Consider the following 24,921-nt stretch of genomic DNA (forward strand, 5'->3'; position numbering starts at 1 on the left):
CATCAAAACAAAAAACACAAAATATGAAACGTTTAGCTTTAGTAACACTATTGTTTTTATCAGTATTAGTTTACGCACAACAAGTAAAAGGAAAAGTTGTAGATGCTTTAGGAAATATTGCATTTGCAGATGTAGTTTTAAAAGATACTACAGGGAAAGTTATTGCAGGAACAAACTCTAACGATGATGGAATTTTTTCACTTAAAAGTCAGAAAGGAAACTATGAAATTACAATTTCTTTTTTAGGGTATAAAGATTGGAAAAAACAGATTTCGATAACGAATACTATCGATTTGGGAACAATTACATTATTAGAAGACAGTGAAAATTTAGAAGAGGTAGTTATAAAATCAAAAACAAGAGTGATTCAGCAAAAAGTAGATCGATTAGTTTTTGATGTAGAAAAAAGTGTTGTTGCAGAAGGAGGAAATGGTATTGATATTTTAAATGTTGCACCAAGAGTTCAAGTACAAAATGGAACTTTAGAAATTTTAGGAAAAGGACCTTCTAGAGTTTTAATTAATGGTCGTTTATCACCTTTAGAAGGAGAGGAGTTAACAGCTTTTTTACAAGGTTTAAATGCGAACGACATAAAAACAATTGAAGTTATCACAAACCCACCAGCAAAATATGAAGTTTCTGGTAGAGGAGGTTTAATCAATGTCATTTTAAAGAAATCGAAACAAAATTCTTGGAATAATACTGTTAGAGCTGTTTACAATCAAAACAAATATAATTTCGGTTCTCTTCGAAACAACTTTTCTTACAATAAGAATAATTTATCTGTAGTTGCAAGTATAAATGCTACAAAGGGACATTATAGACATACTGAGGATTTACAAATTCAGTATCCACAAAACTTTTGGGATATTGCTATTGAATCTAAAGAAAGAACAGATAATTTCTCAGGAAGATTTCAATTAGATTATCAAGTTTCAGACCATACATCTTTAGGAATTCAATATTTAGGAAATGCTAGAAAACCAGGAGGGTTTACTACGGTAACATCAACAATTTTTGATGAGAATAAACAGTTAGATCGATTTATTGAAAACAAGGGAGATAATAGTATTAATAGAAAAAATAACACCTTAAATTTTCATGCGGAAACGAAACTAGATTCTTTGGGAAGATCAATTTCTGTTGATGCTGATTACTTTAATTACAATTCTAAAAACGACAGAGATTTTACAACTGAAGTGTTTGATAATATAGGAAATTCAGTGGGAATATCATCGGCTGCATTAAATATTTCTGATCAAGATATTCAAAACTATAGTTCAAAAATAGATGTGAATTACCCAATAAATAAAGTTCAATTATCGTTTGGAGGAAAGGCAAGTTTTACAACTACAAAAAGTAATATTTTATTCTTTGATACACTTTCTGGAAATCCAGTTTTAGATCCAACAAGATCGAATAATTTCGAATATCAAGAAGATAATTTGGCAGCTTACATATCAGCAAGTACAAACTTAAATTCAAAATTAGAGTTAAAATTAGGATTACGTTTAGAGAATACAAATACAAAAGGAATTAGCGAGCAAACAAATCAAGAGATAGAAAATGAATTTACAAAGTTGTTTCCAACGTTATATGTATCGTATAGAAAAAATGATCATCATGCTTTTTCTTTCTCTTACGGAAAACGAATTGATAGACCAAGATTTTCAGATTTAAACCCATTTAGATATTATATTAATGATAATAGTTTCGGAGAAGGAAATCCTTTTTTACAGTCATCATTCACAGATAGTTTTGAGTTGTCACATTCTTATAAAAGAAATTTAAATACAAGTGTATTTTTAAATGTTACTACAGATGGTTTCGGAGTAATTTTTACTTCAGATCCTGTTGCAGAAACTCAAATAGTAACTCGTGATAACTATATCACACAATATAATTATGGAATTTCTGAGAACTATAGTTTTAAAGCAAATTCATGGTGGCAAAGTCAGAATAGCATCAATATTTTAGGATATTATTCAACATTTCAAAAAGAAATAGGAGCAAAGCCAAGAAATGGAGTGCAAGCAAGAATAGCTTCAAATAATACATTTTCATTGTCAGAAAAATCAAAATTCTTAGTGAACTCATGGTATAGTTCTGCGTATAGTGGAGGTTTATTTAGTGTTGGAGAAATGTATAGCGTGTCTTTAGGATATCAACACGATTTTAAAAACAACATAAAACTCTCTGTTTTTGCTAATGATATTTTTAATACAAGTGCCTTAAATAATTTAACATCTGTAGTGGATGGCGTTGAACAAGTATACGGACAGAATGAAAGTAATAGAAATTTCAGAATTTCTTTAGCGTATAGTTTCGGAAATAAAAAGATAAAAGTAAAAGACAGAAATTTCGGTAACGACGAAGAACGAAGAAGAAGTAATTAAAACAAGTTTTGTTTTGATAAAATGCTATGCAAAATGAAGTGTATTTTAAGATTCCTGCTTATGCAGGAATCTTTTTTAATTTAAAAAGTATATTCCAACCCAAATACCAATCCAGATACAGTTTCACTACCTAATTTATAGTTGTGATATCCTGTATAAAGAGCTGTTTTTTTTATGTGATATTTAGCTTGAGCTTTAAATACATTTACAGAATTATCGTTAATAAAACTTTGTTTCCAACCTAAGTGTAAGCTAATTGGTTTGGCAGGATAAATATCTGTGCCAAAATTATAAGAAACTCCAGCAGTATTTACACCATTTCCAACATAAGTAACTCCTAATCCCCACCACATAGATATGTTACGATTTCTTATTCTGTAATAATTTAAGTTTACAGATGTAATATTTAAAGATTCCGAGTTTAATAATGTGTTTTCAGAAAAGTTAATGTGAGAAAGTTCAACTCCCACTAAATAAACAGGTTTGTATACAGCGTTAAACTCAATTCCTCGTACACGATTAAATAAATAGTTTGTGCCTAATTTTAGGCTTTGTTTTTTAAGGTTTCCATCTAAGCTAATAGAATATTCACCTTCTTTATCATTGTAATAAGGATAAGGATTCATTGCTGTTTCTGTGGGTTCTCCAATGAAAATTCCAAGACTTGCATAATAAAAGACATCTAAGAAAATTTCTCCGAAAAAAGCGAAAAAAAAATTATCATCATCATTGTCTGAATCATCATTTGAATTACTGCTAGATGATGTACTAGAGCTACTGCTTAAACTTTGTTTAGCTTTACTTAAAGTACTTTGACTGCATAAAAAAAAGGGAATAAACACTAATAATAGTAGTTTTCGTTTCATAGTAGTTTCGTTTCAGTTTTGTCATTTTTTACCAAATTTTGTACCGTAAATTTTGATATCTGAAAGCTATGTTTAACTTTATGGTTTAATTAACGTTTATTAGCACTCCTGAAAAATGAAGGTATTCCATTTAGCGCAAGAGAATTCAGTTCTTAATAAATTTCTAAGTGAAATTAGAGATGAAAATATTCAGAAAGATAGCATGCGATTCCGAAGGAATATCGAAAGAATTGGAGAAGTTTTAGGTTATGAATTAAGTAAAAGACTTAATTATAGTACTAAAAAAGTACACACGCCTTTAGGGGTTAAAGAAATTAATTTACAAGACAACGAAGTGATTTTGTGTTCAATTTTACGAGCAGGTTTACCTCTTCATGACGGACTTTTAAATTATTTTGATGATGCTGAAAACGCTTTTATTTCAGCGTATAGACATCATCTTAATAATTCAGAAGATTTTGAAATCATAGTTGAATATTTTGCTTCACCACCTATTGATAATAAAACCGTTTTACTTATCGATCCAATGTTGGCTACAGGTAGATCTTTAGTTTCTGTCTATGCTGCTCTAAAAAATTATGGAATTCCAAAAGAAATCCATATTGTTTCTGTAATTGGATCATTAGATGGAATAGATTATATCAAAAATCATTTTCCTTTAAATACATCATTATGGATTGCAGATATAGATAATGAATTAAACGAAAAAGGTTATATTATTCCTGGTTTAGGAGATGCAGGAGATTTAGCTTTTGGACAAAAAATGTAATTACGAAAGATAAGTAAATAGTGAAATAGAGAGTATTGCGAAAAGAATAAGGTCAGAATACCATTTCTTTTGAAATAACTCAAAACCATTAGCAATAATAAGAGCAGAAGGAAAAATAAGATAAAGTATTTCACTACCATTTCTATCTCTTATAATTAATAACAAAAGTAATGAGAAGAAAAAGTGAAAACAGATTAAAATCCAACTTTTTCTAAACATGTTTTTTACACGTAAAGTTTTTGGAGTTTTTAAAATTAAAGATATAGTAATTAGTAATAATAATAAGCTTAATATAATAAGGTATCTAGATGTGTTGTAAAAATTGAAATCAAAATTTGTATACCAATTTAAAAGAGTGTAAAAACGTTCTAGTTCAGCATACCAAAAACAATAAGTGAAGTATAAAATAATAGGAACAGAAAACCCAATTATTGGAGTGGCAATTCGTCTAATATCAATGTGTTGGTGAATAAAAATCCCAATAAAAGTAAAAAGAAAAAAGATTAAGGTAAACGGTTCTATTAAAAAAGAAATAGCAATCCAAAAACCACTGTCAAATAATTTTTTAATAATGTTTTTTGAAGATTGAAAACTGTATACTCTCCTTATATATATGGTTAAAATCAGATTAGAATAAAAATAAGTATTAACCTTAAAAGTTTCAGGAAAAAAACTAAGAAGGATAATAAAGAAAAGAAAAAAGTAAGAATTGTCGAAAGTTAAATTGTTTCTCGAGTTTACAAAATTTACGATGGCAAAAAGTGTTAAAAACCACAAGAAAAGAGGAATGTTAATAAGGTTTACATGGTTTGTAAAAAAACCAGCAACGACATAACAAATAAACAATCCTATGATAAACATAGAATTTACTGGTTTAGTTGTACTGAAAAAGTTGGTTAACATTTTTTCTTTTTATATTTTTGCAGGCGTAAAGATAATCAAGATATGTTAGGATTAAATATTTTTAGATTCATAGGTGAGATATTTCAAGTATTATTCATTCCATTCGAATGGATTCGTTTAAGTCTTGCTAAAGGTAGTGCAGGATGGTGGACGTCTAATACTATCAATTGGATTTTCTTATTAGTACTTATCGTCTTACTTTCTTATTGGATTTCTCAAGCTCTTAAATTTAAGAGAGAAGGAACTGAAGATAGAGCCTAAGCTTAAGCTGTTTTATATTGGGAAGTAAAAACAAACTCAAACGTTTCAGAGAAAACGAAACTTTTGCTAATGTTATTCAACCTACAAGAGAAGAAGTTGTAAACGATTTTTCTTTAAAAGGTAAATGGAATACATTTTTTAAAAACGACAATCCTATTGTTTTAGAATTAGGTTGTGGTAAAGGAGAATATACAATTGCATTAGCTGAAAAAAATCCAGAATTCAATTTCATAGGAATAGATATTAAGGGTGCACGTTTTTGGAGAGGAGCAAAAACTGCTCTAGAAAATGACATGAATAATGTTGCGTTTATCAGAACGCAAATAGAATTAATTGATTTTATTTTTGCTAAGAATGAAGTGCATGAAATTTGGATTACTTTTCCAGATCCTCAAATAAAATATAAGAGAACTAAACATCGTATGACGAATACTAGTTTTCTTAAAAAATACCATCAAGTTTTAAAAGAAGATGGTGTTATAAATCTTAAAACAGATAGTGAGTTTATGCATGGTTATACATTAGGGCTTTTACATGGTGAAGGTCATGAAGTATTACATGCAAATCACGATGTGTATAAAAATCACTATTCTCCTGAAGAAGTTACAGGTACACAAACTTTTTACGAGAAGCAATATCTAGAAAAAGGTAAACCAATTACTTATATAAAATTCAGGTTAAATTACTAAGCTTTTTTAATTGTAAAGAAAGTTTTTTTCTATATGAGCGTCTAAAGTTACTCATCAATAATTTTTAGAATGCTGTTTCATTTTATTCTTGGTTTTGTAACCTCTTATCTTGGATTTATAGCTCCAAGTATGCTTAATTTAACTGTGGGTAAAATTTTTATTGATGAAAATAAAAAATCAGCAAGACATTTCATTTTAGGAGCAGCAATTGTAGTTTTCTTTCAATTTTTGTTAAGTTTAATAGTGATTCGATTAATTCACAAATTTCCCCACACATTATTTTGGATTAAAAATGTAGCGGTTTTTGTTTTTATGTATTTATCCTTTTTCTATCTGAATAAAGAATTTTCGTCTAGGCAAAAAGTACAGCAGATTTGCAATCAAAAAACATGTTTTTCTTACGGAATCAAACTTTCTTTTATAAATATGTTTGCAATTCCTTTTTTCATATTAACATATTCATTCTTCATATCTAAAGGTTGGTTATCTGAAGAATATAACTATTTGTTGTCTTTTGGAATCGGAATTTCATTAGGTGTAATCTCAGTTCTTTCTAGTTATATTTTACTTGTAAAAAAAATGGAAACCAAAGTGGCTAAAGTAATGGTGTTTTTTAATCCGTTAATGAGTATAATTACAGGTTTTTTAGCAATATTAACATTAATAAAGTTGTACTTTTAAAGTATGGAAGATTCTAAAAATTTTTTCGATAAAGTATATGAAGTAGCAAGGTTAATTCCTCATGGAAGAGTAACAAGTTACGGAGCAATTGCAAAATATTTAGGAGCAGCTCGTTCTGCAAGAATGGTAGGTTGGGCAATGAATAATTCAGGCGGTAAAGAAGTGCCAGCACATAGAGTTGTAAATAGAAAAGGTATTCTTACAGGAAAACATCATTTCGATGGAACAAATTTAATGCAGCAACTATTAGAAAGTGAAGGAATAGAAGTTATCGAAAATCAAATACAAGATTTAGAAAAAGTATTTTGGGATCCAATGAAGGAGTTATACTAAAGTAAACGTGTAAAATACTTTTTATTAAAAATCCTTATAAAGCTATAAACAATCGTAATTACACGGCTTTAATATCTGAAGCTTAAATGGTATCTTTGTAATTTAGAATTAATATAAAAAACATAATGAGCTTTAAAAAGCAAGATATATACAATGCATTAGAAACAATAACTGCACCTGGAGAAGGGAAAAGTTTAGTTGAAAATGAGAATGTAAAGAATGTGGTTACTTTTGGAAATGAAGTAATTGTTGATGTTGTAATTGGAAACCCAACTTTACAAGCTAAAAAAAAGATGGAAACTGAAATTAAAAAAGCAATCCATCAAAATGTAAGTGACAGCGTTGAAGTTAAAGTCAATGTAAAAGCTGAAGTTAAACCAAAAGAAGAGTTGAACCAAATTCGAGGAAAAGAAATTCCAAATATCAAAAATATAATCGCAATTGCTTCTGGTAAAGGTGGTGTAGGTAAATCTACAGTTACAGCTAATGTTGCAATTAGTTTAGCAAAAATGGGATTTAATGTAGGTGTTCTTGATGCTGATGTTTACGGCCCATCTCAACATATTATGTTCGATGTTGAACGTGAAAGACCATTATCAGTTAAAGTTGATGGACGTTCTAAAATGAAACCTGTTGAAAATTACGGAGTAAAATTATTATCATTAGGTTTCTTTACAAATCCAAATCAAGCTGTAATCTGGAGAGGACCAATGGCTTCTAAAGCTTTAAATCAATTAATTTTTGATGCAGATTGGGGAGAAATCGATTTCTTATTAATCGATTTACCTCCAGGAACAGGAGATGTTCATTTATCAATAGTTCAAGCTTTACCAATTACAGGAGCTGTAGTTGTAAGTACTCCTCAAAATATTGCTTTAGCAGATGCGAAAAAAGGTGTAGCAATGTTCCAACAAGAAGCTATTAATGTTCCTGTTTTAGGAATTGTTGAAAACATGGCATATTTTACACCAGCAGAATTACCAGAGAATAAATACTACATTTTTGGTCAAAATGGAGCTAAAAATTTAGCAGAAGATTTAGAAACAAAATTCTTAGGTGAAATTCCAATCGTTCAAAGTATAAGAGAGGCAGGAGATGTTGGTCATCCTGTAGCTTTACAAAATGGAACAAAACTTGAAGAATCATTCAAAGAAATAACACAAGAAATAGTTTCACAGTTATTAAAAAGAAATGAAAACCTACCTCCAACAGAAGTAGTACGAATTACTACTATGAGTGGTTGTAGTACAAAATAAGTCAGTAAGATATGTCAGTAGAAACACAAGATAAAGTAGAAAAAGCATTAGAAGAAATTCGTCCGTTTTTAATTAGTGACGGAGGAAATATTAAGCTTTTATCCGTAGAAAATAACATTGTAAAAGTACAGTTAGAAGGAGCTTGCAGTGGTTGTTCTGTAAACCAAATGACACTTAAAAATGGTGTAGAAGCAACAATTAAAAGACATGCTCCAGAGATTGAAGAAGTGATTAATGTAGCTTAATAATTTTACTTTTATGATTAAAACCGATATACTTATTATAGGTGCCGGTCCAACAGGTCTGTTTACAGTTTTTGAAGCAGGTTTATTAAAGTTACGTTGCCATTTAATTGATGCGTTACCACAACCGGGTGGACAATGTTCTGAGATTTATCCTAAAAAACCTATTTACGATATTCCTGCGTATCCAGAGATTTTAGCTGGTGATTTAACAGATAAATTAATGGAGCAAATTAAACAATTTGAACCAGGATTTACCTTAGGAGAACGCGCAGATACTGTTGAGAAACAAGAAGACGGAACATTTATCGTAACAACAAATAAAGGTACTAAACATCACGCTCCGGTAGTTGCTATTGCTGGTGGATTAGGAAGTTTTGAGCCTAGAAAACCACCTATTAGTAATATAGCAGATTACGAAGGAAAAGGAGTAGAGTATATTATTAAAGAACCAGAAATGTACCGTGGTAAAGATGTGGTTATTGCTGGTGGTGGAGATTCTGCTTTAGATTGGTCTATTTTCTTGGCTGACGTTGCTAATTCTGTTACGTTAATTCACAGACGAAACGAATTTAGAGGTCATTTAGATTCTGTAGATCAAGTACAGGAATTAAAAAATCAAGGTAAAATTAACTTAATTACTCCAGCAGAAGTTAAAGCTATTGTTGGTGATGGTAAGGTAGAAGGAGTAGAAGTTCACAAGAAAGATGAAGAGCCTTTTGTAATTAATACAGATCATTTTATTCCTCTATTTGGCTTATCTCCAAAACTAGGACCTATTGCTGACTGGGGGCTAGAAATTGAGAAAAATGCAATTAAGGTGAATAATGCATTAGATTACCAAACTAATATTCCAGGAATTTATGCTATTGGAGATGTTAATACATATCCTGGTAAGTTAAAATTAATTTTATGTGGATTCCATGAGGCTACTTTAATGTGTCAAAGTGCTTTCAAAAGAATTTTTCCAGATAAAAAATATGTAATGAAATACACAACAGTTGGTGGTGTTCAAGGTTTCGATGGAACCAAAAAAGAAGCACCTAAAGCTGTAGTAAAAGCTATAAAATAAATTGACGTTAACAGAATATATTCAACAATTATCACAAGATAAACTCTTGTATTTTGCATTACCAGTGTTTTTTATATCAATGCTGGTAGAGTACCAATTTGCTAAAGATAAATACCATGGTAAAGACACTACAGTTTCTTTATTAATGATGGTGTTTTCTGCTGTAATTGAGTTTGTTCCAAAAGTATTGGCGTTTGTTGTGTTTTTCTATTTACATGAATTAAGTCCTTTAAAAGATATAGTTGGCCGCCAATGGTGGGCTTGGTTGTTATTGTTTTTTGCTGATGATATTTCATATTATTGGTTCCATCGTTTAAATCATGAAGTTCGTTTGTTTTGGGCAGGCCATGTTCCACATCATTCGTCTATCTACATGAATTTAGGAACAGCATTACGTCAAGGAGTAGGAGAACGTATTCATAAATTTTTCTTTTGGTTATGGATTCCATTATTAGGGTTCGATCCATTAATGATGTTCACCATGATGGGAGTAAGTTTAATTTATCAGTTTTTTGTGCATACAGAACTGGTAGATAAATTGCCAAAGCCAATTGAGTTTATTTTCAATACACCTTCTCATCACAGAGTTCACCATGCATCCAATATCAGATATTTAGATTGTAACCATGCTGGAATTTTAATTATCTGGGATCGTATTTTCGGTACGTTTTCAGAAGAATTAAAACAAATTGATCAACCTGTATATGGATTAACAGTAAATATTGAAACCTTTCATCCAGTAAAAGTTGCTACACACGAATATGCTGCAATATGGAAAGATGTAAAACGAGCGGATAAATGGTCCGATAAACTGAACTATATTTTTAATTCACCAGGTTGGAGTCACGATGGAGAAGATAAAAGAGCTAAGGTGCTTCGAAAGAAATTAAAAGAAGAAGAATTATGATGATAAAGTTAAATTTAGTTCCAACTTATTTTTTCGATAAGGTTTTAAATACGAGAACCTTATTGCTTTTTACTTTAATATCAATAGTTCTAATAGCTGTTCTTATGAAGTATTATAATTTTTTAGAAAGGAAAGATTGGAATAAAAACAAGCACTATTCAGATTACTCTAAAATTCTTTTTAAAGCAGCGAATTTTATTTCTCTATTAATTATTACTAGTGTAATTAATTCGTTTGAAACCATATCTGAACATATAGGTTTGTTGATATTACCAACTTTGATTTTATCTATTTTTTATTTTAATTATTACAGAGGAGTAAATTTTAAAGTGAAAAAGAAATTAAATTTTTTTTTTCAAGGTAAATCAATATACGATTCTAATAAGAATGTGTTTTTAATCGAAAGTATTGAGTACTCATCGAATAATATTAAAACTGAGCAAAACCTGTCTTCTTTTAGTGAATTACTTTTATTCACTTTCATCATCATTATTATTGCGACTCCGATATATAAGTTATTAGGAATAGATTATTTTATTTAACATGCAAGATCAAGATATTACAATAAAAATTACAGACAGAGAAGGTGTAACTCACGAAGTACAAGCACCAACAGATATGAACATGAATTTGATGGAAGTAATTCGTTCTTATGAATTAGCTCCAGAAGGAACAGTTGGTATTTGCGGAGGTATGGCAATGTGCGCTTCTTGTCAGTGTTATGTGAAATCAGATCATGAACTTCCAGAAATGTCTGATGATGAAGATGCAATGCTTGCAGAAGCCTTTTATGTTGAAGATAATAGTCGTTTAGGATGTCAAATTCATATGACTCCAGAACTTGATGGACTAGAAGTTGAGATAGCTCCTGAAAGTTAATTTTAATTTATTCTAAATAAGTGTTACATTTGCAATATGAATGTAGATGCAATTGTTGAATACGAGATCGATCTTAAAGAGATCACATTTTGTAAATACGAATTAAAAACAGTTAATAAAAGAATCCTTTTGTCATTTCCTCAATTATTACAATTGAGAAAAAATGTATATAATCTTACAAAACCAGAAGCTTTATACGATATCATTGATTCAGAGAATTTTGTACTGCTTTTTGTTGCAGATAAACAACATTTAATCTATTTAGATATTCCTCAAATCTTAAACTTAAGAAACACAATAGATTCGTTTTTTTACAGTTTTAAATCAGTTTCAATCTAAATAATATCCTTATTTAGACTTCCTTTAAATTTTGATTGCCAGTTTTTTACAGCGATGTATTATCGTATTTTTGTAATAAGTAAAAATTAGAATATCATGAAAACAGCAATAAGAAAACAAATGACGATAAATCCTGTAGTTATGGATTTATTAAACAGTCAAATAGCATTAGAAATGAAAGCCTCTGCATCTTATTTAGCTATGGCTTCATGGTGCGATCAAAGAGAATTATTAAACAGTAAATCATTTTTCTATAAGCAGGCTGAAGAAGAAAGAGAGCATGCAATGAAAATATTTGCGTTTATAAACGATAATGGTGGAGCAGCAATCTCTCCAAGTGTAGAAAATGTAAATAACGATTTTGAAAGCCTTAGAGCGATTTACGAAACTTCTTTAGAACAAGAAATAAACGTAACAGAATCAATCTTTAAAATCTTTAAAACAGCTAGAAAAGAAGATGATTTTGTAACAGAAGTATTTTTACAGTGGTTTATTTCAGAACAATCTGAAGAAGAAGATACAATGAGAAGCATTATCGATGTATTTGATTTAATGGAAGGAATGCCATTAAAAATGATCGATGAAAGATTACCAAAAGAGTAATTTGATTTATAACAATATTTAAAAATCCGAAGTTAATAACTTCGGATTTTTTGTTGTATCAAATCATGATAAGAGTGATTTTTATCAGTCTGTAATCCACATTCTTTTTATTATATTTGTAGAACAAACAACTAAATCGTTAAAAATGTTCTGGTTAGGATTACTAGCACACTTAAAATTTTTAATTAAACGAAACCCTGAGTGATAGGTTAATGAATCAATTTATCTATTTGAAAATGTAATGCTTAATCATTTTTTATATTAGACATACATATAGTCATTAACAAATAAAACTATCGGCATATGCCTTTTTATCATAAATTAGGAAAAATTCCACACAAGCGTCATACACAATTCCGTAAAGAAGACGGAAGTTTATATTATGAACAGTTATTTGGTACCATAGGATTTGATGGGATGTCATCAAATTTATATCATGAGCACAGACCAACTCAGGTAAAAGAAATTAGAAAACAATATTCTGTAGCCCCTAAAATTGCAAAGAAAAATAATATTCAATCATATCGTTTTAGAGGTTTTCAAGTGCCTCAGGTCGAAGACTATTTAGAAAGTAGAAAAATAGTTCTAACAAATTCAGATTGTAATATTATTCTTTCAGCACCAAAATCATCTACAAACGACTATTTCTATAAAAATACAGATGCAGATGAAGTAATTTTTGTGCACCGAGGAACAGGTAAATTAAGAACACATATGGGAAATATTAATTTCAAATATGGAGATTACTTAGTGATTCCTCGTGGTATGATTTACAAGTTAGATTTTGATACAGAAGATAATCGTTTATTTATTGTTGAATCATATAGGCCTGTATATACGCCAAAACGTTACAGAAACTGGTTTGGTCAATTATTAGAACACGCACCGTTTTGCGAAAGAGATATTCGTCAACCTGAAGAGTTAGAAACACATAATGAAAAAGGTGATTTTTTAATAAAAATTAAAAAACAAGACGAAATCATAGAAATGGTATATGCTACACATCCTTTTGATGTTGTTGGTTACGATGGGTTTAACTATCCATATGCGTTCTCAATCCATGATTTTGAACCAATTACAGGTAGGGTGCATCAACCGCCACCTGTACATCAAACTTTCGAGACAGATGCATTTGTGATTTGTAGTTTCGTGCCAAGATTATACGATTATCATCCACAAGCAATTCCAGCTCCATATAATCATAGTAATATCGATTCTGATGAAGTTTTATATTACGTTGATGGAGATTTTATGAGTAGGAATGATATAGACGCAGGGCATATTTCTTTACATCCTGCAGGAATTCCTCACGGACCACATCCTGGAGCAACGGAAAGAAGTATTGGAGAAACCGTAACAGAAGAGTTAGCAGTAATGGTGGATACATTTAAGCCATTAATGGTAACCGAAGAAGCAATGAAAATTGCTGATGATACATATTATCAGTCTTGGTTAGAGTAATTAAAAAGAACAAATAAAATAGAGAAAAGATACAATTATCTTAAAATCTGAATCTATAATATAGTTTTTGAACTTACTAATTGAGTTAGAAATTCAGTTAATTATTGCTCATGAAAGAAATTATATAACACAATAAGAATTAAAATATATATAGAAGAAAAATTGACAGAATTTCAAAAATAGACAATAGATCATTTAAAATAAACTGTTAAAGTTTAAATTCTAGTCTCTTTATTTTCTATTCAAAAAAGAATAAATAATGTCAAAAGATATAAAATCAGTAAACTACGGTTTAGAAAAAATATTTGAAGGAGCACAAGATTTCCTTCCGCTTTTAGGAACAGATTATGTTGAGTTTTATGTAGGTAACGCAAAACAAGCTGCGCACTTTTACAAAACAGCATTCGGTTTTCAATCTTTAGCTTACAAAGGATTAGAAACAGGATCTCAAGATGAAGTAAGTTATGTACTTGTACAAGATAAAATCCGTTTGGTATTAACAACTCCGCTAAACAGTAAATCTCCAATTAATAACCATATCGTTAAACATGGAGATGGAGTTAAAGTTGTTGCGCTTTGGGTTGAAGATGCTCGTTCTGCCTGGGAAGAAACTACAAAAAGAGGCGCTAAATCGTATATGGAACCTACTGTAGAAACAGATGAGCATGGGGAAGTAGTGCGTTCAGGAATTTATACTTACGGAGAGACAGTTCATATGTTTGTAGAGCGTAAGAATTATTCAGGAACATTTATGCCTGGATTCATGGAATGGAAATCTGATTATAACCCACCATCAGCAGGATTAAAATATATCGACCACATGGTAGGAAATGTTGGTTGGGGTCAAATGAATAAATGGGTAAAATGGTACGAAGATGTAATGGGATTTGAAAATTTCTTATCATTTGATGACAAACAAATCCATACAGAATACTCTGCTTTAATGAGTAAAGTAATGAGTAACGGAAATGGCCGTGTGAAATTTCCAATTAATGAACCAGCTAAAGCAGCTAAAAGATCTCAGATAGAAGAATATTTAGATTTCTATGAAGGTGAAGGTGTACAGCATATTGCAGTAGCTACTGATGATATTATTAAAACAGTATCGCAATTGAAAGCTAATGGAGTTGAATTTTTACCACCACCACCTCAAGCATATTACGATATGATTCCTGAGCGTTTAGGAGTTCATAGAGATATGATGAAAGAAGATATTTCTAAATTACAAGAATTGTCAATTTTAGTAGATGCAGATGAAGAAGGATATTTACTTCAAATTTTCACAAAACCAGTAGAGGATAGGCCAACTTTATTCTTTGAAATTATACAAAGAATGGGAGCAAGAGGTTTTGGAGCAGGAAACTTTAAAGCACTTTTCGAGTCAATCGAAAGAGAACAACAAAGAAGAGGAACTCTATAAATATATAGAATTGAGGAATTGAACCAAGAAAAGCAATTATCTTTCTTGGTTCTTTTTTTAATATTAAAATAAAATAGAAGCTCTAAAAGTATACAAAGTCTTGTATCTTGGCTTCTTTTATTCTTTAGTCTAAAAACAAATGAGTCGAGAAGAATTACTGAAAGCAATAGAAGAAAAGTATGAAAAATTAGGAGTGCCTGTTGAAGCAATGTTAGAAGGATTGCTTTGGAGTAAACCAATTACATACTGGGATTATATTCAAACAGATGCATTATTAGGTTTACAAATTCCTAGAACTACAGAGCCAGATGAAATGGTGTTTATCATGTATCATCAGGTAAACGAATTATTATTCAAAATGATTCTTTGGGAAATTGATCAAGTAGCAAAAAGTGTTACAATTTCAGCAGATAAATTTTCAAAGCATTTAATGAGGATTAGTAGATATTTTGATGTTTTGAGTAGCTCATTTAATGTTATGGGAGATGGAATGGATGTTGAACAATATTTAAAATTTAGAAATACTTTAACTCCTGCGAGTGGATTTCAAAGTGCTCAGTATAGAAAAATTGAGTTTGCTTCTACAGAATTAATCAACTTAATAGATGTTCGTTTTAGAGACACAATTGATCGTAATTCTTCATTTAAAAACGCTTATGAGCATTTATATTGGCAAGCCGCTGGAAAAAACTATTCCACGGGTCAAAAAACAACATTATTAAAGTTGTTTGAAAAAAAATATATGGGAGAATTTATAGAGTTTATGGAAGATTATAATGACATAAATCTTTCTAAAAAATTTAAACAACTTCCAGAAGATATTCAAAAAGACGAAACTTTGATTAAAGCAATGCGTCATTATGATTATACGGTAAATGTAAAGTGGGTAATGGCACATTATAATGCTGCAGGAAAATATTTAGGAGGAAATGATAAAGATTTAGAAGCTACAGGAGGTAGTAGTTGGAGAAAATATTTACACCCGAAATATCAAAAAAGAGTTTTCTTCCCTTATTTATGGAGTAAAGAAGAGTTAGAAAGTTGGGGAACTTTTTAAAAAATAATACAAAGTATATAAAAAAAGATCAGTTGAAATAACTGATCTTTTTTTTGTTTTTTAAAAAAATAATTAAGAAAGAGAGGGTAAAAAAAAAGTTAGTTGTATTACATACACATAACATTAAAAATAATTTATAAAATGAAAAAAGTAAATGTATTACTAGTTTTAGTAAGTTTAGCCCTTTTTTTTAGCTGTTCAGATACAAGTTTAGAACCTATTGAAAGTGAAGAAAAGATTGTGTTTTTATTTGATTTTGAAGATGACTCAGAAGGGTTTATTGGGCATAGTACTATAACAGGTCATCCAACAAATGCCCCAGTAACAGACGCAAAGGATGATATGGGTTCTAGATGTTCAAGATTATATAGAGCCCAAAAAGAAGATTTTTCTCCATGGAAAGGGTACGATTTTAATGGAAACTCAACATTTTTTATGGGGATAGATAAAGGAGCTTGTGAAGATCCTTTTAAAGGTATTGTTGCAACAAATTTTAAATTAGAATCTGACTTAATTAAAGAGAAAAGTAGAGTAGAGTTTAAATATTATATGCCAGATGAAACTACAGGATTAAATTTGGAAACAAACAGGTTGGATGTGATCTTAGAAAGAATTGACCCGAATGTTCCTTCATTTCCAGAAAGAACGATTAGGTTTAGACCAGCAGTAAATTCTGAAGGTTGGATTCAGTTTTCTGAAAACTTACCAAAAGATTTAATTGCAGGAAACTATAGATTGGTGGTATTAATGGCAGGAGTAGTAGCTATTGATGATATAAGTTTAATTATTAAATAGTTTTTAACTTCTTCTGGTAAAAGAACAGAGTTTAAATAAGTACAAATACTCTGTTCTTATTTTTTTTGATGTAAAAGGAGTTATTTTAGCATTAATGGAAGTAGAGGATAAATCATTGTGTAATTCGAAAGTGTTCGAACAAGTATACAAAACTAATGCAACGGCATTACGCAATTTTGTGTACTATAAGTGTGGAGATATAGATGTGGCTGAAGATATTATTCAAGATTGTTTTATGACAATCTGGAAAAAATGTTCTACGATAGTATTTAAATCTGTAAAATCGTTATTGTTTACCATGGCTTCTAATGCTTTTTTAAATATGGTAAAACACAAAAAAATAGTTTTAGAACATCAAAAACTAAATAAAAACACTAACGATAGAACTAACGAGAATCCAGAGTTTTTATTAGAAGAACAAGAGTTTTTAAAAAAACTAGAATCCGCAATTGCAGATTTACCAGATAATGAAAGAGAAGTGTTTCTTTTAAATAGGATAGATAAAAAGAAATACAGAGAGATAGCAGACTTACTTAATATTTCTATTAAGACAGTTGAGAAGAGAATGAGTAAAGCATTGAAGCAGTTGAGAAATCAAATAGAAGGTATTTAAGAAATGGAAAATCAAGAATTTGAAATATTATTAAATAAGTTTATAGAAGGAAACATTTCTTCCGAAGAACTTAATGTTTTAGAGAATTCATCAGAATTTTCTACTTATAAAAAGATATTAGAAAGTTCATCGGGATTTTCTACTCCTTATGTAGATAATGATAAGTCATTTAATGCCTTCATGGAGAAAACCAAGTTTAATGAAAAAGAGCAAAAACCAGTGCGAAAATTAAATAGATATTATTTAGTTAGCGGTGTTGCAGCTTCTTTAATATTTTTATTTGGTTTATTTCAAATATTTAACACTAACGAAACATACGCTACAGATTTCGGTGAGCAATTAGCTGTTTTATTACCAGATAGTTCAGAGGTAGTTTTAAATTCAGATTCTTTTTTAGAATTCAATAAAAAAGATTGGAAAAAAAATAGAAGGTTAAATCTTAAAGGAGAAGCATATTTCAAGGTTAAAAAAGGAAGTAAATTCGAAGTAGTAACTTCTGAAGGATCAGTAGCAGTATTAGGAACTCAATTTAATGTAAATCAACATAAAAACTTTTTAGAGGTACATTGTTTTGAAGGTAAAGTCCGTGTAGTTAGAAATAAAGAAAAGTTTATTTTAACTCAAGGAGATGCAGTTCGTCAGATAGGAAATGCTGCATTTGAAAGCTGGAATTTTTCTGAAGTTTCACCAACTTGGAAAAATTTTGAAAGCAGTTTTAAAAACACACCATTACGATTTGTAGTGCAAAGTTTAATTAAAACTTATGGAGCTACTGTAATTTCAGATAATGTCGATTTAGACAAACGTTTCTCTGGAAGTTTTCCAACAAATGATCTAGAAATTGCATTAAAAACAATTACTACTTCTATGAATTTAAATTACGATTTAGAAGAAGGTAAAAAAGTAACACTTCGATCTAAAGGGCAGAAATGATAAGAGTACGATTATCCCTAATTTTTATCGTGTTTTATACTTTTCTTTTTGCTCAAAAAGAGAAGCAGGTGCCCTTGTTAGAGGTGTTAAACACGATTGAAAAAACGTATAATATAAAGTTTTCTTTTTCTGAAGATATTATCAAAAACAAATCAATAAAGGTTGATAATAGAGATAGTTTATTAGCTGTTTTAATTCAGCAAATAGAGAAGAAAACAGGATTAAAAATTAAAAAGATTAACGATCGTTATTATACAATAGCTTCTAATACAGATAACATTAAGATTTCGGGTTATATTTTCGATGGAAATTCAAAAATTCCATTACTAGATGCTGCAGTTTTTACAAAAGAGAAAGGTGTAGGAACAGATGAAAAAGGCTATTTTGAGTTGAAAGGTTTACATGAAAAAGATACTGTTACTTTTTCCTTTGTTGGTTACGAAAATATAGAAAAAACAGTAACTGAATTGAAAAAAGAAAATAATATAAAAGTGTACTTAAAAGAATCGTCTCAAACACTTAACGAGATTATAATTTCCAGTTATTTAACCACGGGAATTGCAAAAAACACAGATGGTTCAATTTTGTTAACACCAAGAAAACAGGGAATTTTACCAGGTTTAACAGAAGCAGATGTTTTATTAAGCACACAGCAATTACCAGGTATTCAAAGTCCTATTGAAAGTGCTTCAGGAATTCATATTAGAGGAGGAACACCAGATCAGAATTTAATTCTTTTTGATGGAATAAAATTATATAATACTTCTCATTTCTTTGGGTCTATTTCTGCTTTCAACCCTTATGTTGTTGATAATGTTTTTGTTTATAAAAACGCTTCCAATGCAAAGTATGGAAATCATATTGCAGGGGTTATTGATATTAAAACAATGAATAAAGTTCCTGAAAAGTTTTCAGCAGGAGCAGGATTTAATTTCACTAGTGCAGATGTAAATACTACAATTCCTTTAGGTGATAAATTAGGGGTGCAATTTTCATTTAGAAGATCAATTGCAGATGTGTTTAATACACCAACATTTGATAAGTTATCTCAAAAAGTATTTCAGAATACAATCATTTCCGATGGAAGTAGAATGGTTGAAGAACGTTCTTTTATAGAAGATAAGAATGAGTTTAGTTTTATCGATTTTAATACAAAAGTTGTTTATCAACCTAATGAAAACAATACATTTTCATTTCAGCAAATAAGTATCAAAAATGATTTAAGCTACATTTTAGATAATAAAAATGAACGCGAAGTTCGTTCAGATTTTATCGATATAGAAAATGATGGTTATGGTTTTACTTGGAAGAAAAAGTGGAGTGAAACAGTAGAATCAATGTTTCAAATATATTATTCAAAGTACAAGTTGTTTTACGATGGAAATAAAACTCAAGACGATTCAGTTTTCGATTTTACTTTAAAAAAGAATGACATTGAAGAAGTTGATTTTTACACTCAGGTTAGCAAAAAGATAGGAGATTTCAGTACGATAAAATTAGGTTATCAATTTACACATAGCGATATTACTTACAGTTTACAGCAAGAAAATACAGCTGTTCCAACTAGTGTTCAAGATTCAGATGATAATATAAACAATCAACAAACTGTATTGTTAGAATATATTCTTAAAAAAGGAAAAAGAATAAATATAAGTGCAGGTTTAAGAGCTAGTTATATGCCTTTGCTGAATGAAACTTTTTTTGAACCTAGAATTTATGGAAGAGTACAAGTAGATTCTGGTTTATGGTTAAATGCTTCTGCAGAGTTAAAGAAACAATATACGAGCCGAATAAATGAATTTTTCACTACTGAATTTGGTTTAGAAAATCAACTTTGGACTATTTCTAATGGTAGAGAAGTTCCTCTTTTAGAAAGCCAACAATTCACGGCAGGATTGTTATTTAATAAAGGTAGTTGGTTAATAGATTTCGAAGCGTATTATAAAAACATAAACGGAATTACTTCTTTAGTAACAGGTTTTAATAATGAAGAAGGAGAAACTGTGTTTAATGGAAAGGCTCAAGTTTTAGGAGCAGAAATTTTAGTGAAAAAAGAATGGTCACCGTATACAAATACATTGTTAACTTACACTTTTGGTGATAATAAGTCTACATTTTCGGGAGTGAATGAAGGAAGTACTTTCGATGGTGCTTTTAGTATTTCTAATGCTATTTATGTAGCTCAACAAGTCACTCTTGGAAAATGGAATTTTTCTTTAGGATGGAATATAAGAGCAGGTTTGCCTTTTGACGAAATAATTGCAGGAGATCCAGATGAACAACAATTTGTAATAGACGAACTAGGAAAGAGAAACGGGAAGTTTTTACCAGTATATCATCGCTTAGATACTTCTGTTACTTATGATTTTTTTTGGGATAAAAAACAAAATATAAAATCCAAAATAGGAATTTCTTTTATCAATTTATATGATAGAAGAAATATATTGAGAAGAACTTTTGAAAAATCAAGAAGTACATTTATGGATGGTTATGATACAGTTGATACTTTTTCTTTAGGCTTTACTCCAAATGTAGTTTTTAGAGTTCAGTTTTAGTTATTAAATTACTAATTAATTTTTTGGAACAATAATTGTCATTCTTTTTTTATAAGTTTGAAAGTATGAGAAAAACGATATTTTTTTTAGTTTTTTTATTAGGACTGTGTGAAGTTTTTTCACAAGAATCAATACCATCTGCTTTTAAAGGAGGTGAATGGTTACAATACCGAATGAGCTATAGCGGTTTTTTAAAAGCAGGTACAGCAACATTATCTTTGCAAGAAACTGAACTTGAAGGAGAAAAAGTACTTCATGCTACAGGAGAAGGGAAAACTTCAACAGTAGTCGGTTGGTTTTTTAAAGTAGAAGATAAATATGAGAGTTATTTTAAAATTCCAGAGGTAAAACCTATTTTATTTAAGAGGAAAATAGATGAAGGCGGTTATAAAAAAGATAAACAAATAACTTTCGATCACAACAAAAATACAGCAAGAGTTCAAGATTTTCTTAAGAAAAAAGATAGTGTATTTTCTGTTAAAGGACCTCAAGATATGATTTCTACATTTTACTTTCTCAGAAGCCATGACACTAAAAACCTTAAAAAAGGTGATGAAATTGACGTCTCTATGTTTTTTGATGAAAAATCGTATCCTTTTAAACTACATTGTTTAGGATACGAAACCATAAATACAAAATTCGGAAAACTTAAGACTCAGAAATTTAGGCCTCTAGTACAAGCGGGAAGAGTTTTTAAAGCAGAAGAGAGCGTGACGATTTGGATCACAGCAGACGACAATAAAATTCCAATTAAAATGAAAGCTTCTTTAGCTGTAGGTTCGCTTAGAGCAGAATTAGAATCATACAAAGGTTTAGCAAATCCTTTTGAGGTTATTTATGACTAAATCGTTTTAGTTATTTACATTGTGTTAAAGTAGCTTTAACGAAAGCAATTATTTGTACATTTGTTTCTTAAGAGGAGCAAAAAACAAAGAGGTGAAGGCTAGTTACTATTCGTGTATTTTTTTAATCATTATTATTTTATCAATTTCTTGTAAGCAAGAAAAAATAGAAGAAACACCAGAAGAGGTTATAGAAATAAAAGAACCAGAACCAGTCATAGAGTATGGTTTTAATATTGATAATTATATTGTTATTAATGATACAATAAAAAGTGGAGAAAGTTTTGGGATTATTCTAGATCGGCATCATGTGTTTTATCCAAAAATTAATGCAATTTCTACAACAATAAAAGATACGTTTGATGTTAGGAAAGTTAGGGCTGGTAAACCTTACACCATTTTAGCATCAAAAGATACAGCTCAAGTAGCCCAAGTTTTTATTTATAAACACAATAGAATAGAATCTACAGTAATTAATTTTAAAGATTCTATCGTTGAAGCGTATACATACAAAGAGCCTGTCAAAATTGTAGAAAGAGAAGTTTCAGGAAAAATTATAGATAATTTTTCTCAAGCGATAGATACTTTAGGTTATGGAGCTACCTTGGCTAATGAAGTAGCTGATATTTATTCTTGGACTGTAGATTTTTACAGGCTTCAAAAGGATGATACTTTTAAATTAATATTCGAGCAAAAATTTATAAATGATACAGTTCCTGTTGGGTATGGAAAAATAAAAGCAGCTGTGTTTAATCACAAAGGAACCGATTTGTATGCATATCGTTATGTAGCAGATTCTATTAAAGGAGATGTAGATTATTATGATGATGAGGCTGGATTACTAAGAAGGCAATTTTTAAAATCACCAATAAAATTTCAATACCGAATTTCTTCAAGATACAATCTAAGAAGGCGTATTGCGTTATATGGCAATAAAGTGAGACCACATAAAGGAACAGATTTTGCAGCAGCTTACGGAACTCCAATTATGACTACTGCAAGTGGAACTGTTGTAGAATCTGCAAGAAGAGGAGGGAATGGGAATTATGTTAAAGTGAAACACAATAGCACATATACTACTCAATATTTACACATGAAACGACGTAAAGTTCGTGTTGGAGATTATGTAAAACAAGGAGATATTATAGGATGGGTAGGGATGACAGGTAATACTAGTGGACCACACGTATGTTATCGATTCTGGAAAAATGGGAAGCAAGTAGATCCTTTCAGACAAAAATTACCTACTGCTAAACCAATGGTAGATAGTCTTAAACCAAAATACTTTGAGTTTATAAGTCCCTTAAAAGAACAACTAAATAAAATTCCTTTGCCTGTAATTGAAGATGATATTTTAGAAACAGAAGAGTTAGAAAAAACAGAAGAGGATAAAACTATCGTTAAAAATTAATCAATCTATGGCTTTGAAAAACTATAATCCAACTCAAACAGAAGCTTGGAAAAAATTAACAGATCATTTTGAAGCATCTAAAAGCTTAAACTTAAAAGAATTATTTAGGTTAGATGAAAATAGAAAAGAAAATTTCTCTGTAACAGTTAATGATTTAGAAGTTGATTTCTCAAAAAATAGAATCACTAGAGAAACTTTAGATTTATTAGTTGAATTAGCTAATGAGGTAGAGTTAAAAGATGCCATAGAGAAATATTTTACAGGAGAAACGATAAATGTTACTGAAGGTAGAGCTGTATTACACACTGCCTTAAGAAGTACTTCTGAAGAGCCAGTTTTAGTCGACGGAAAAGATATCAAACCAAAAGTTCAAACCGCACTAAGAAAAATTAGAGCTTTTAGTAATAAAGTAATTTCTGGAAAATGGAAAGGGTATTCGGGAAAATCTATTACTGATGTTGTAAATATTGGAATAGGAGGATCAGATTTAGGTCCAGATATGATTGTTGAAGGACTAAAGTTTTACAAGAATAAATTAAATACACATTTTGTTTCTAATGTAGATGGAGATCATGTTTCTGAAGTATTAAAGAATTTAAATCCTGAAACAACACTTTTTGTAATTGTATCAAAAACATTTACAACTCAAGAAACAATTAGTAATGCCAATACAATCAAAAATTGGTTTTTAAAATCTGGATCAATTTTCGATGTAGCAAAACATTTTGTTGCAGTTTCTACAAACTTAGATGCAGTTTACGATTTTGGTATCGATAAAAATAATGTATTCCCAATGTGGAATTGGGTTGGAGGAAGATTCTCTTTATGGTCTGCAGTAGGTTTGTCAATAAGTTTAGCTGTAGGATTCGATAATTTTAGAGAATTATTAAACGGAGCAGAAGAAATGGACATCCATTTCAGAACTTCAGAGTTTGATGAAAATATACCTGTTATTTTAGCTTTATTAAGTATTTGGTATAATAATTTCTATGGAGCAGAAACAGAAGCAATTTTACCATATACACAATACTTATCAAAACTTCCAGATTATCTTCAACAGGCTGTTATGGAAAGTAACGGAAAAGGAGTTGATAGAGATGGAAATGAAATTACTTATCAAACAGGAACAATTGTTTGGGGAAGCACAGGAACAAACATGCAACACGCATTTATGCAGTTAGTTCATCAAGGTACAAAGCTAATACCAACAGATTTTATAGGTTACAAAGTATCGTTACACGGTTTGGAAGATCACCACAATAAATTATTGGCAAACTATAATGCCCAAATGGAGGCACTTGCTTTCGGTAAAACCAAAGAAGAAGTACATTTAGAGTTAAAAACTTCTGGGGAAATGGAGAAAATTAACTCATTACTTCCTTATAAAGTATTTACAGGTAATAGACCAAGTAATGGGATTTTATTTGATGAATTGACACCTAAATCTTTAGGGAAACTAATTTCATTATATGAGCACAAAATTTTTGTGCAGGGAATCATTTGGAATATATATTCTTATGACCAGTTTGGAGTTGAGTTAGGGAAGGAATTAGCTAAAAAAATCTTAAAAAATTAGTCCTGAAAATTAAAACGAAGAGAATATTCTTAAAGGATCGTTAAAAAAGTTAACATTTATTT

Annotated in this window: 26 protein-coding genes; 24 read left to right on the forward strand and 2 right to left on the reverse strand. The window is 29.9% G+C overall.

Features of this window, described 5'->3' with window-relative positions:
• Positions 1-23 precede the first annotated feature (23 nt).
• Positions 24-2,396, forward strand: a complete 2,373-nt coding sequence (locus tag ACSIGC_RS11750) for a TonB-dependent receptor domain-containing protein (protein WP_442265012.1) — start codon at positions 24-26, stop codon at positions 2,394-2,396.
• An 80-nt stretch (positions 2,397-2,476) separates the two neighbouring features.
• On the opposite strand, the gene ACSIGC_RS11755 is transcribed toward ACSIGC_RS11750, so the two are convergent.
• Entirely contained in the window at positions 2,477-3,262 is a 786-nt protein-coding gene (locus ACSIGC_RS11755; protein WP_442265013.1) for a hypothetical protein, read from the reverse strand.
• A 115-nt stretch (positions 3,263-3,377) separates the two neighbouring features.
• Here ACSIGC_RS11755 and upp point away from each other — a divergent pair, with 115 nt between their 5' ends.
• Positions 3,378-4,031: a uracil phosphoribosyltransferase gene (upp, locus tag ACSIGC_RS11760; protein WP_442265014.1), complete on the forward strand. Its 654-nt coding sequence runs from the start codon at positions 3,378-3,380 to the stop codon at positions 4,029-4,031.
• Here the strand turns inward: upp and ACSIGC_RS11765 are convergent, their stop codons facing one another.
• Positions 4,032-4,934, reverse strand: coding sequence for a DUF6427 family protein (locus ACSIGC_RS11765; RefSeq protein WP_442265015.1), 903 nt, complete (start codon positions 4,932-4,934; stop codon positions 4,032-4,034). It lies immediately after the preceding gene.
• 42 nt (positions 4,935-4,976) lie between these two features.
• Between ACSIGC_RS11765 and ACSIGC_RS11770 the strand changes: the two genes are divergently transcribed.
• The 22 genes from ACSIGC_RS11770 (at position 4,977) to pgi (ending at position 24,859) form a co-directional block, all read left to right on the forward strand.
• Entirely contained in the window at positions 4,977-5,195 is a 219-nt protein-coding gene (locus ACSIGC_RS11770; RefSeq protein WP_299672638.1) for a DUF6341 family protein, read from the forward strand.
• 17 nt (positions 5,196-5,212) lie between these two features.
• A complete protein-coding gene (gene trmB / locus ACSIGC_RS11775; protein ID WP_442265016.1) occupies positions 5,213-5,884 on the forward strand; it encodes a tRNA (guanosine(46)-N7)-methyltransferase TrmB in 672 nt (223 codons plus the stop codon).
• A 69-nt stretch (positions 5,885-5,953) separates the two neighbouring features.
• Complete coding sequence (locus tag ACSIGC_RS11780; protein WP_442265017.1) at positions 5,954-6,565, forward strand: hypothetical protein; 612 nt, start codon at positions 5,954-5,956, stop codon at positions 6,563-6,565.
• Positions 6,566-6,568: 3 nt separating this feature from the next.
• The gene (locus tag ACSIGC_RS11785; protein ID WP_442265018.1) at positions 6,569-6,898 is read left to right on the forward strand and encodes an MGMT family protein; all 330 of its coding nucleotides are present in this window, start codon (positions 6,569-6,571) and stop codon (positions 6,896-6,898) included.
• A gap of 125 nt (positions 6,899-7,023) precedes the next feature.
• Positions 7,024-8,154: a P-loop NTPase gene (locus tag ACSIGC_RS11790; protein ID WP_442265019.1), complete on the forward strand. Its 1,131-nt coding sequence runs from the start codon at positions 7,024-7,026 to the stop codon at positions 8,152-8,154.
• Positions 8,155-8,165: 11 nt separating this feature from the next.
• Positions 8,166-8,399, forward strand: coding sequence for a NifU family protein (locus ACSIGC_RS11795; protein ID WP_299672661.1), 234 nt, complete (start codon positions 8,166-8,168; stop codon positions 8,397-8,399).
• 13 nt (positions 8,400-8,412) lie between these two features.
• On the forward strand, positions 8,413-9,468 hold the full coding sequence (locus ACSIGC_RS11800; RefSeq protein ID WP_442265020.1) for an NAD(P)/FAD-dependent oxidoreductase: 1,056 nt from the start codon (positions 8,413-8,415) through the stop codon (positions 9,466-9,468).
• Between the two features lies 1 nt (position 9,469).
• Positions 9,470-10,375, forward strand: coding sequence for a sterol desaturase family protein (locus ACSIGC_RS11805; RefSeq protein WP_442265021.1), 906 nt, complete (start codon positions 9,470-9,472; stop codon positions 10,373-10,375).
• A gap of 104 nt (positions 10,376-10,479) precedes the next feature.
• Positions 10,480-10,917: a hypothetical protein gene (locus ACSIGC_RS11810; protein ID WP_442265022.1), complete on the forward strand. Its 438-nt coding sequence runs from the start codon at positions 10,480-10,482 to the stop codon at positions 10,915-10,917.
• Between the two features lies 1 nt (position 10,918).
• On the forward strand, positions 10,919-11,254 hold the full coding sequence (locus tag ACSIGC_RS11815; protein ID WP_442265023.1) for a 2Fe-2S iron-sulfur cluster-binding protein: 336 nt from the start codon (positions 10,919-10,921) through the stop codon (positions 11,252-11,254).
• Between the two features lie 36 nt (positions 11,255-11,290).
• On the forward strand, positions 11,291-11,593 hold the full coding sequence (locus tag ACSIGC_RS11820; RefSeq protein WP_442265024.1) for a hypothetical protein: 303 nt from the start codon (positions 11,291-11,293) through the stop codon (positions 11,591-11,593).
• Positions 11,594-11,689: 96 nt separating this feature from the next.
• Positions 11,690-12,196 (forward strand): ferritin, encoded by a 507-nt coding sequence (locus ACSIGC_RS11825; RefSeq protein WP_299618465.1) that lies wholly within the window; start codon positions 11,690-11,692, stop codon positions 12,194-12,196.
• A 303-nt stretch (positions 12,197-12,499) separates the two neighbouring features.
• Entirely contained in the window at positions 12,500-13,657 is a 1,158-nt protein-coding gene (locus ACSIGC_RS11830; protein WP_442265025.1) for a homogentisate 1,2-dioxygenase, read from the forward strand.
• 259 nt (positions 13,658-13,916) lie between these two features.
• Positions 13,917-15,077 carry a 4-hydroxyphenylpyruvate dioxygenase gene (hppD, locus tag ACSIGC_RS11835; protein ID WP_442265026.1) on the forward strand — a complete coding sequence of 387 codons (1,161 nt, stop codon included), beginning with the start codon at positions 13,917-13,919 and terminating at the stop codon, positions 15,075-15,077.
• A 139-nt stretch (positions 15,078-15,216) separates the two neighbouring features.
• Positions 15,217-16,134 (forward strand): tryptophan 2,3-dioxygenase family protein, encoded by a 918-nt coding sequence (locus tag ACSIGC_RS11840; protein ID WP_442265027.1) that lies wholly within the window; start codon positions 15,217-15,219, stop codon positions 16,132-16,134.
• A gap of 141 nt (positions 16,135-16,275) precedes the next feature.
• The gene (locus tag ACSIGC_RS11845) at positions 16,276-16,929 is read left to right on the forward strand and encodes a hypothetical protein (protein WP_442265028.1); all 654 of its coding nucleotides are present in this window, start codon (positions 16,276-16,278) and stop codon (positions 16,927-16,929) included.
• A gap of 94 nt (positions 16,930-17,023) precedes the next feature.
• A complete protein-coding gene (locus ACSIGC_RS11850) occupies positions 17,024-17,542 on the forward strand; it encodes an RNA polymerase sigma factor (protein ID WP_442265029.1) in 519 nt (172 codons plus the stop codon).
• Positions 17,543-17,545: 3 nt separating this feature from the next.
• Positions 17,546-18,475, forward strand: coding sequence for a FecR family protein (locus tag ACSIGC_RS11855; protein WP_442265030.1), 930 nt, complete (start codon positions 17,546-17,548; stop codon positions 18,473-18,475).
• Positions 18,472-21,030: a TonB-dependent receptor gene (locus tag ACSIGC_RS11860; protein ID WP_442265031.1), complete on the forward strand. Its 2,559-nt coding sequence runs from the start codon at positions 18,472-18,474 to the stop codon at positions 21,028-21,030. The genes ACSIGC_RS11855 and ACSIGC_RS11860 overlap by 4 nt, the downstream gene beginning before the upstream one ends.
• A gap of 65 nt (positions 21,031-21,095) precedes the next feature.
• Positions 21,096-21,875 (forward strand): DUF3108 domain-containing protein, encoded by a 780-nt coding sequence (locus ACSIGC_RS11865; protein ID WP_442265032.1) that lies wholly within the window; start codon positions 21,096-21,098, stop codon positions 21,873-21,875.
• Between the two features lie 91 nt (positions 21,876-21,966).
• Positions 21,967-23,283, forward strand: a complete 1,317-nt coding sequence (locus ACSIGC_RS11870; protein WP_442265033.1) for a peptidoglycan DD-metalloendopeptidase family protein — start codon at positions 21,967-21,969, stop codon at positions 23,281-23,283.
• Positions 23,284-23,290: 7 nt separating this feature from the next.
• Complete coding sequence (gene pgi, locus ACSIGC_RS11875; protein ID WP_442265034.1) at positions 23,291-24,859, forward strand: glucose-6-phosphate isomerase; 1,569 nt, start codon at positions 23,291-23,293, stop codon at positions 24,857-24,859.
• Positions 24,860-24,921 lie beyond the last annotated feature (62 nt).

Source organism: Tenacibaculum aquaeponti (assembly GCF_052084715.1).
Lineage (GTDB): Bacteria > Bacteroidota > Bacteroidia > Flavobacteriales > Flavobacteriaceae > Polaribacter.

Coding starts and splice junctions, on each gene's coding strand:
- ACSIGC_RS11830 (WP_442265025.1), top strand. CDS start 12,500: ATGCCTTTTTATCATAAATTAGGAAAAATTCCACACAAGCGTCATACA.
- ACSIGC_RS11820 (WP_442265024.1), top strand. CDS start 11,291: ATGAATGTAGATGCAATTGTTGAATACGAGATCGATCTTAAAGAGATC.
- pgi (WP_442265034.1), top strand. CDS start 23,291: ATGGCTTTGAAAAACTATAATCCAACTCAAACAGAAGCTTGGAAAAAA.
- ACSIGC_RS11860 (WP_442265031.1), top strand. CDS start 18,472: ATGATAAGAGTACGATTATCCCTAATTTTTATCGTGTTTTATACTTTT.
- ACSIGC_RS11765 (WP_442265015.1), bottom strand. CDS start 4,934: ATGTTAACCAACTTTTTCAGTACAACTAAACCAGTAAATTCTATGTTT.
- ACSIGC_RS11755 (WP_442265013.1), bottom strand. CDS start 3,262: ATGAAACGAAAACTACTATTATTAGTGTTTATTCCCTTTTTTTTATGC.
- upp (WP_442265014.1), top strand. CDS start 3,378: ATGAAGGTATTCCATTTAGCGCAAGAGAATTCAGTTCTTAATAAATTT.
- ACSIGC_RS11850 (WP_442265029.1), top strand. CDS start 17,024: ATGGAAGTAGAGGATAAATCATTGTGTAATTCGAAAGTGTTCGAACAA.
- ACSIGC_RS11790 (WP_442265019.1), top strand. CDS start 7,024: ATGAGCTTTAAAAAGCAAGATATATACAATGCATTAGAAACAATAACT.
- ACSIGC_RS11855 (WP_442265030.1), top strand. CDS start 17,546: ATGGAAAATCAAGAATTTGAAATATTATTAAATAAGTTTATAGAAGGA.
- ACSIGC_RS11750 (WP_442265012.1), top strand. CDS start 24: ATGAAACGTTTAGCTTTAGTAACACTATTGTTTTTATCAGTATTAGTT.
- ACSIGC_RS11840 (WP_442265027.1), top strand. CDS start 15,217: ATGAGTCGAGAAGAATTACTGAAAGCAATAGAAGAAAAGTATGAAAAA.
- ACSIGC_RS11815 (WP_442265023.1), top strand. CDS start 10,919: ATGCAAGATCAAGATATTACAATAAAAATTACAGACAGAGAAGGTGTA.
- ACSIGC_RS11845 (WP_442265028.1), top strand. CDS start 16,276: ATGAAAAAAGTAAATGTATTACTAGTTTTAGTAAGTTTAGCCCTTTTT.
- ACSIGC_RS11865 (WP_442265032.1), top strand. CDS start 21,096: ATGAGAAAAACGATATTTTTTTTAGTTTTTTTATTAGGACTGTGTGAA.
- ACSIGC_RS11810 (WP_442265022.1), top strand. CDS start 10,480: ATGAAGTATTATAATTTTTTAGAAAGGAAAGATTGGAATAAAAACAAG.
- ACSIGC_RS11785 (WP_442265018.1), top strand. CDS start 6,569: ATGGAAGATTCTAAAAATTTTTTCGATAAAGTATATGAAGTAGCAAGG.
- ACSIGC_RS11825 (WP_299618465.1), top strand. CDS start 11,690: ATGAAAACAGCAATAAGAAAACAAATGACGATAAATCCTGTAGTTATG.
- ACSIGC_RS11780 (WP_442265017.1), top strand. CDS start 5,954: ATGCTGTTTCATTTTATTCTTGGTTTTGTAACCTCTTATCTTGGATTT.
- ACSIGC_RS11795 (WP_299672661.1), top strand. CDS start 8,166: ATGTCAGTAGAAACACAAGATAAAGTAGAAAAAGCATTAGAAGAAATT.
- ACSIGC_RS11800 (WP_442265020.1), top strand. CDS start 8,413: ATGATTAAAACCGATATACTTATTATAGGTGCCGGTCCAACAGGTCTG.
- ACSIGC_RS11770 (WP_299672638.1), top strand. CDS start 4,977: ATGTTAGGATTAAATATTTTTAGATTCATAGGTGAGATATTTCAAGTA.
- hppD (WP_442265026.1), top strand. CDS start 13,917: ATGTCAAAAGATATAAAATCAGTAAACTACGGTTTAGAAAAAATATTT.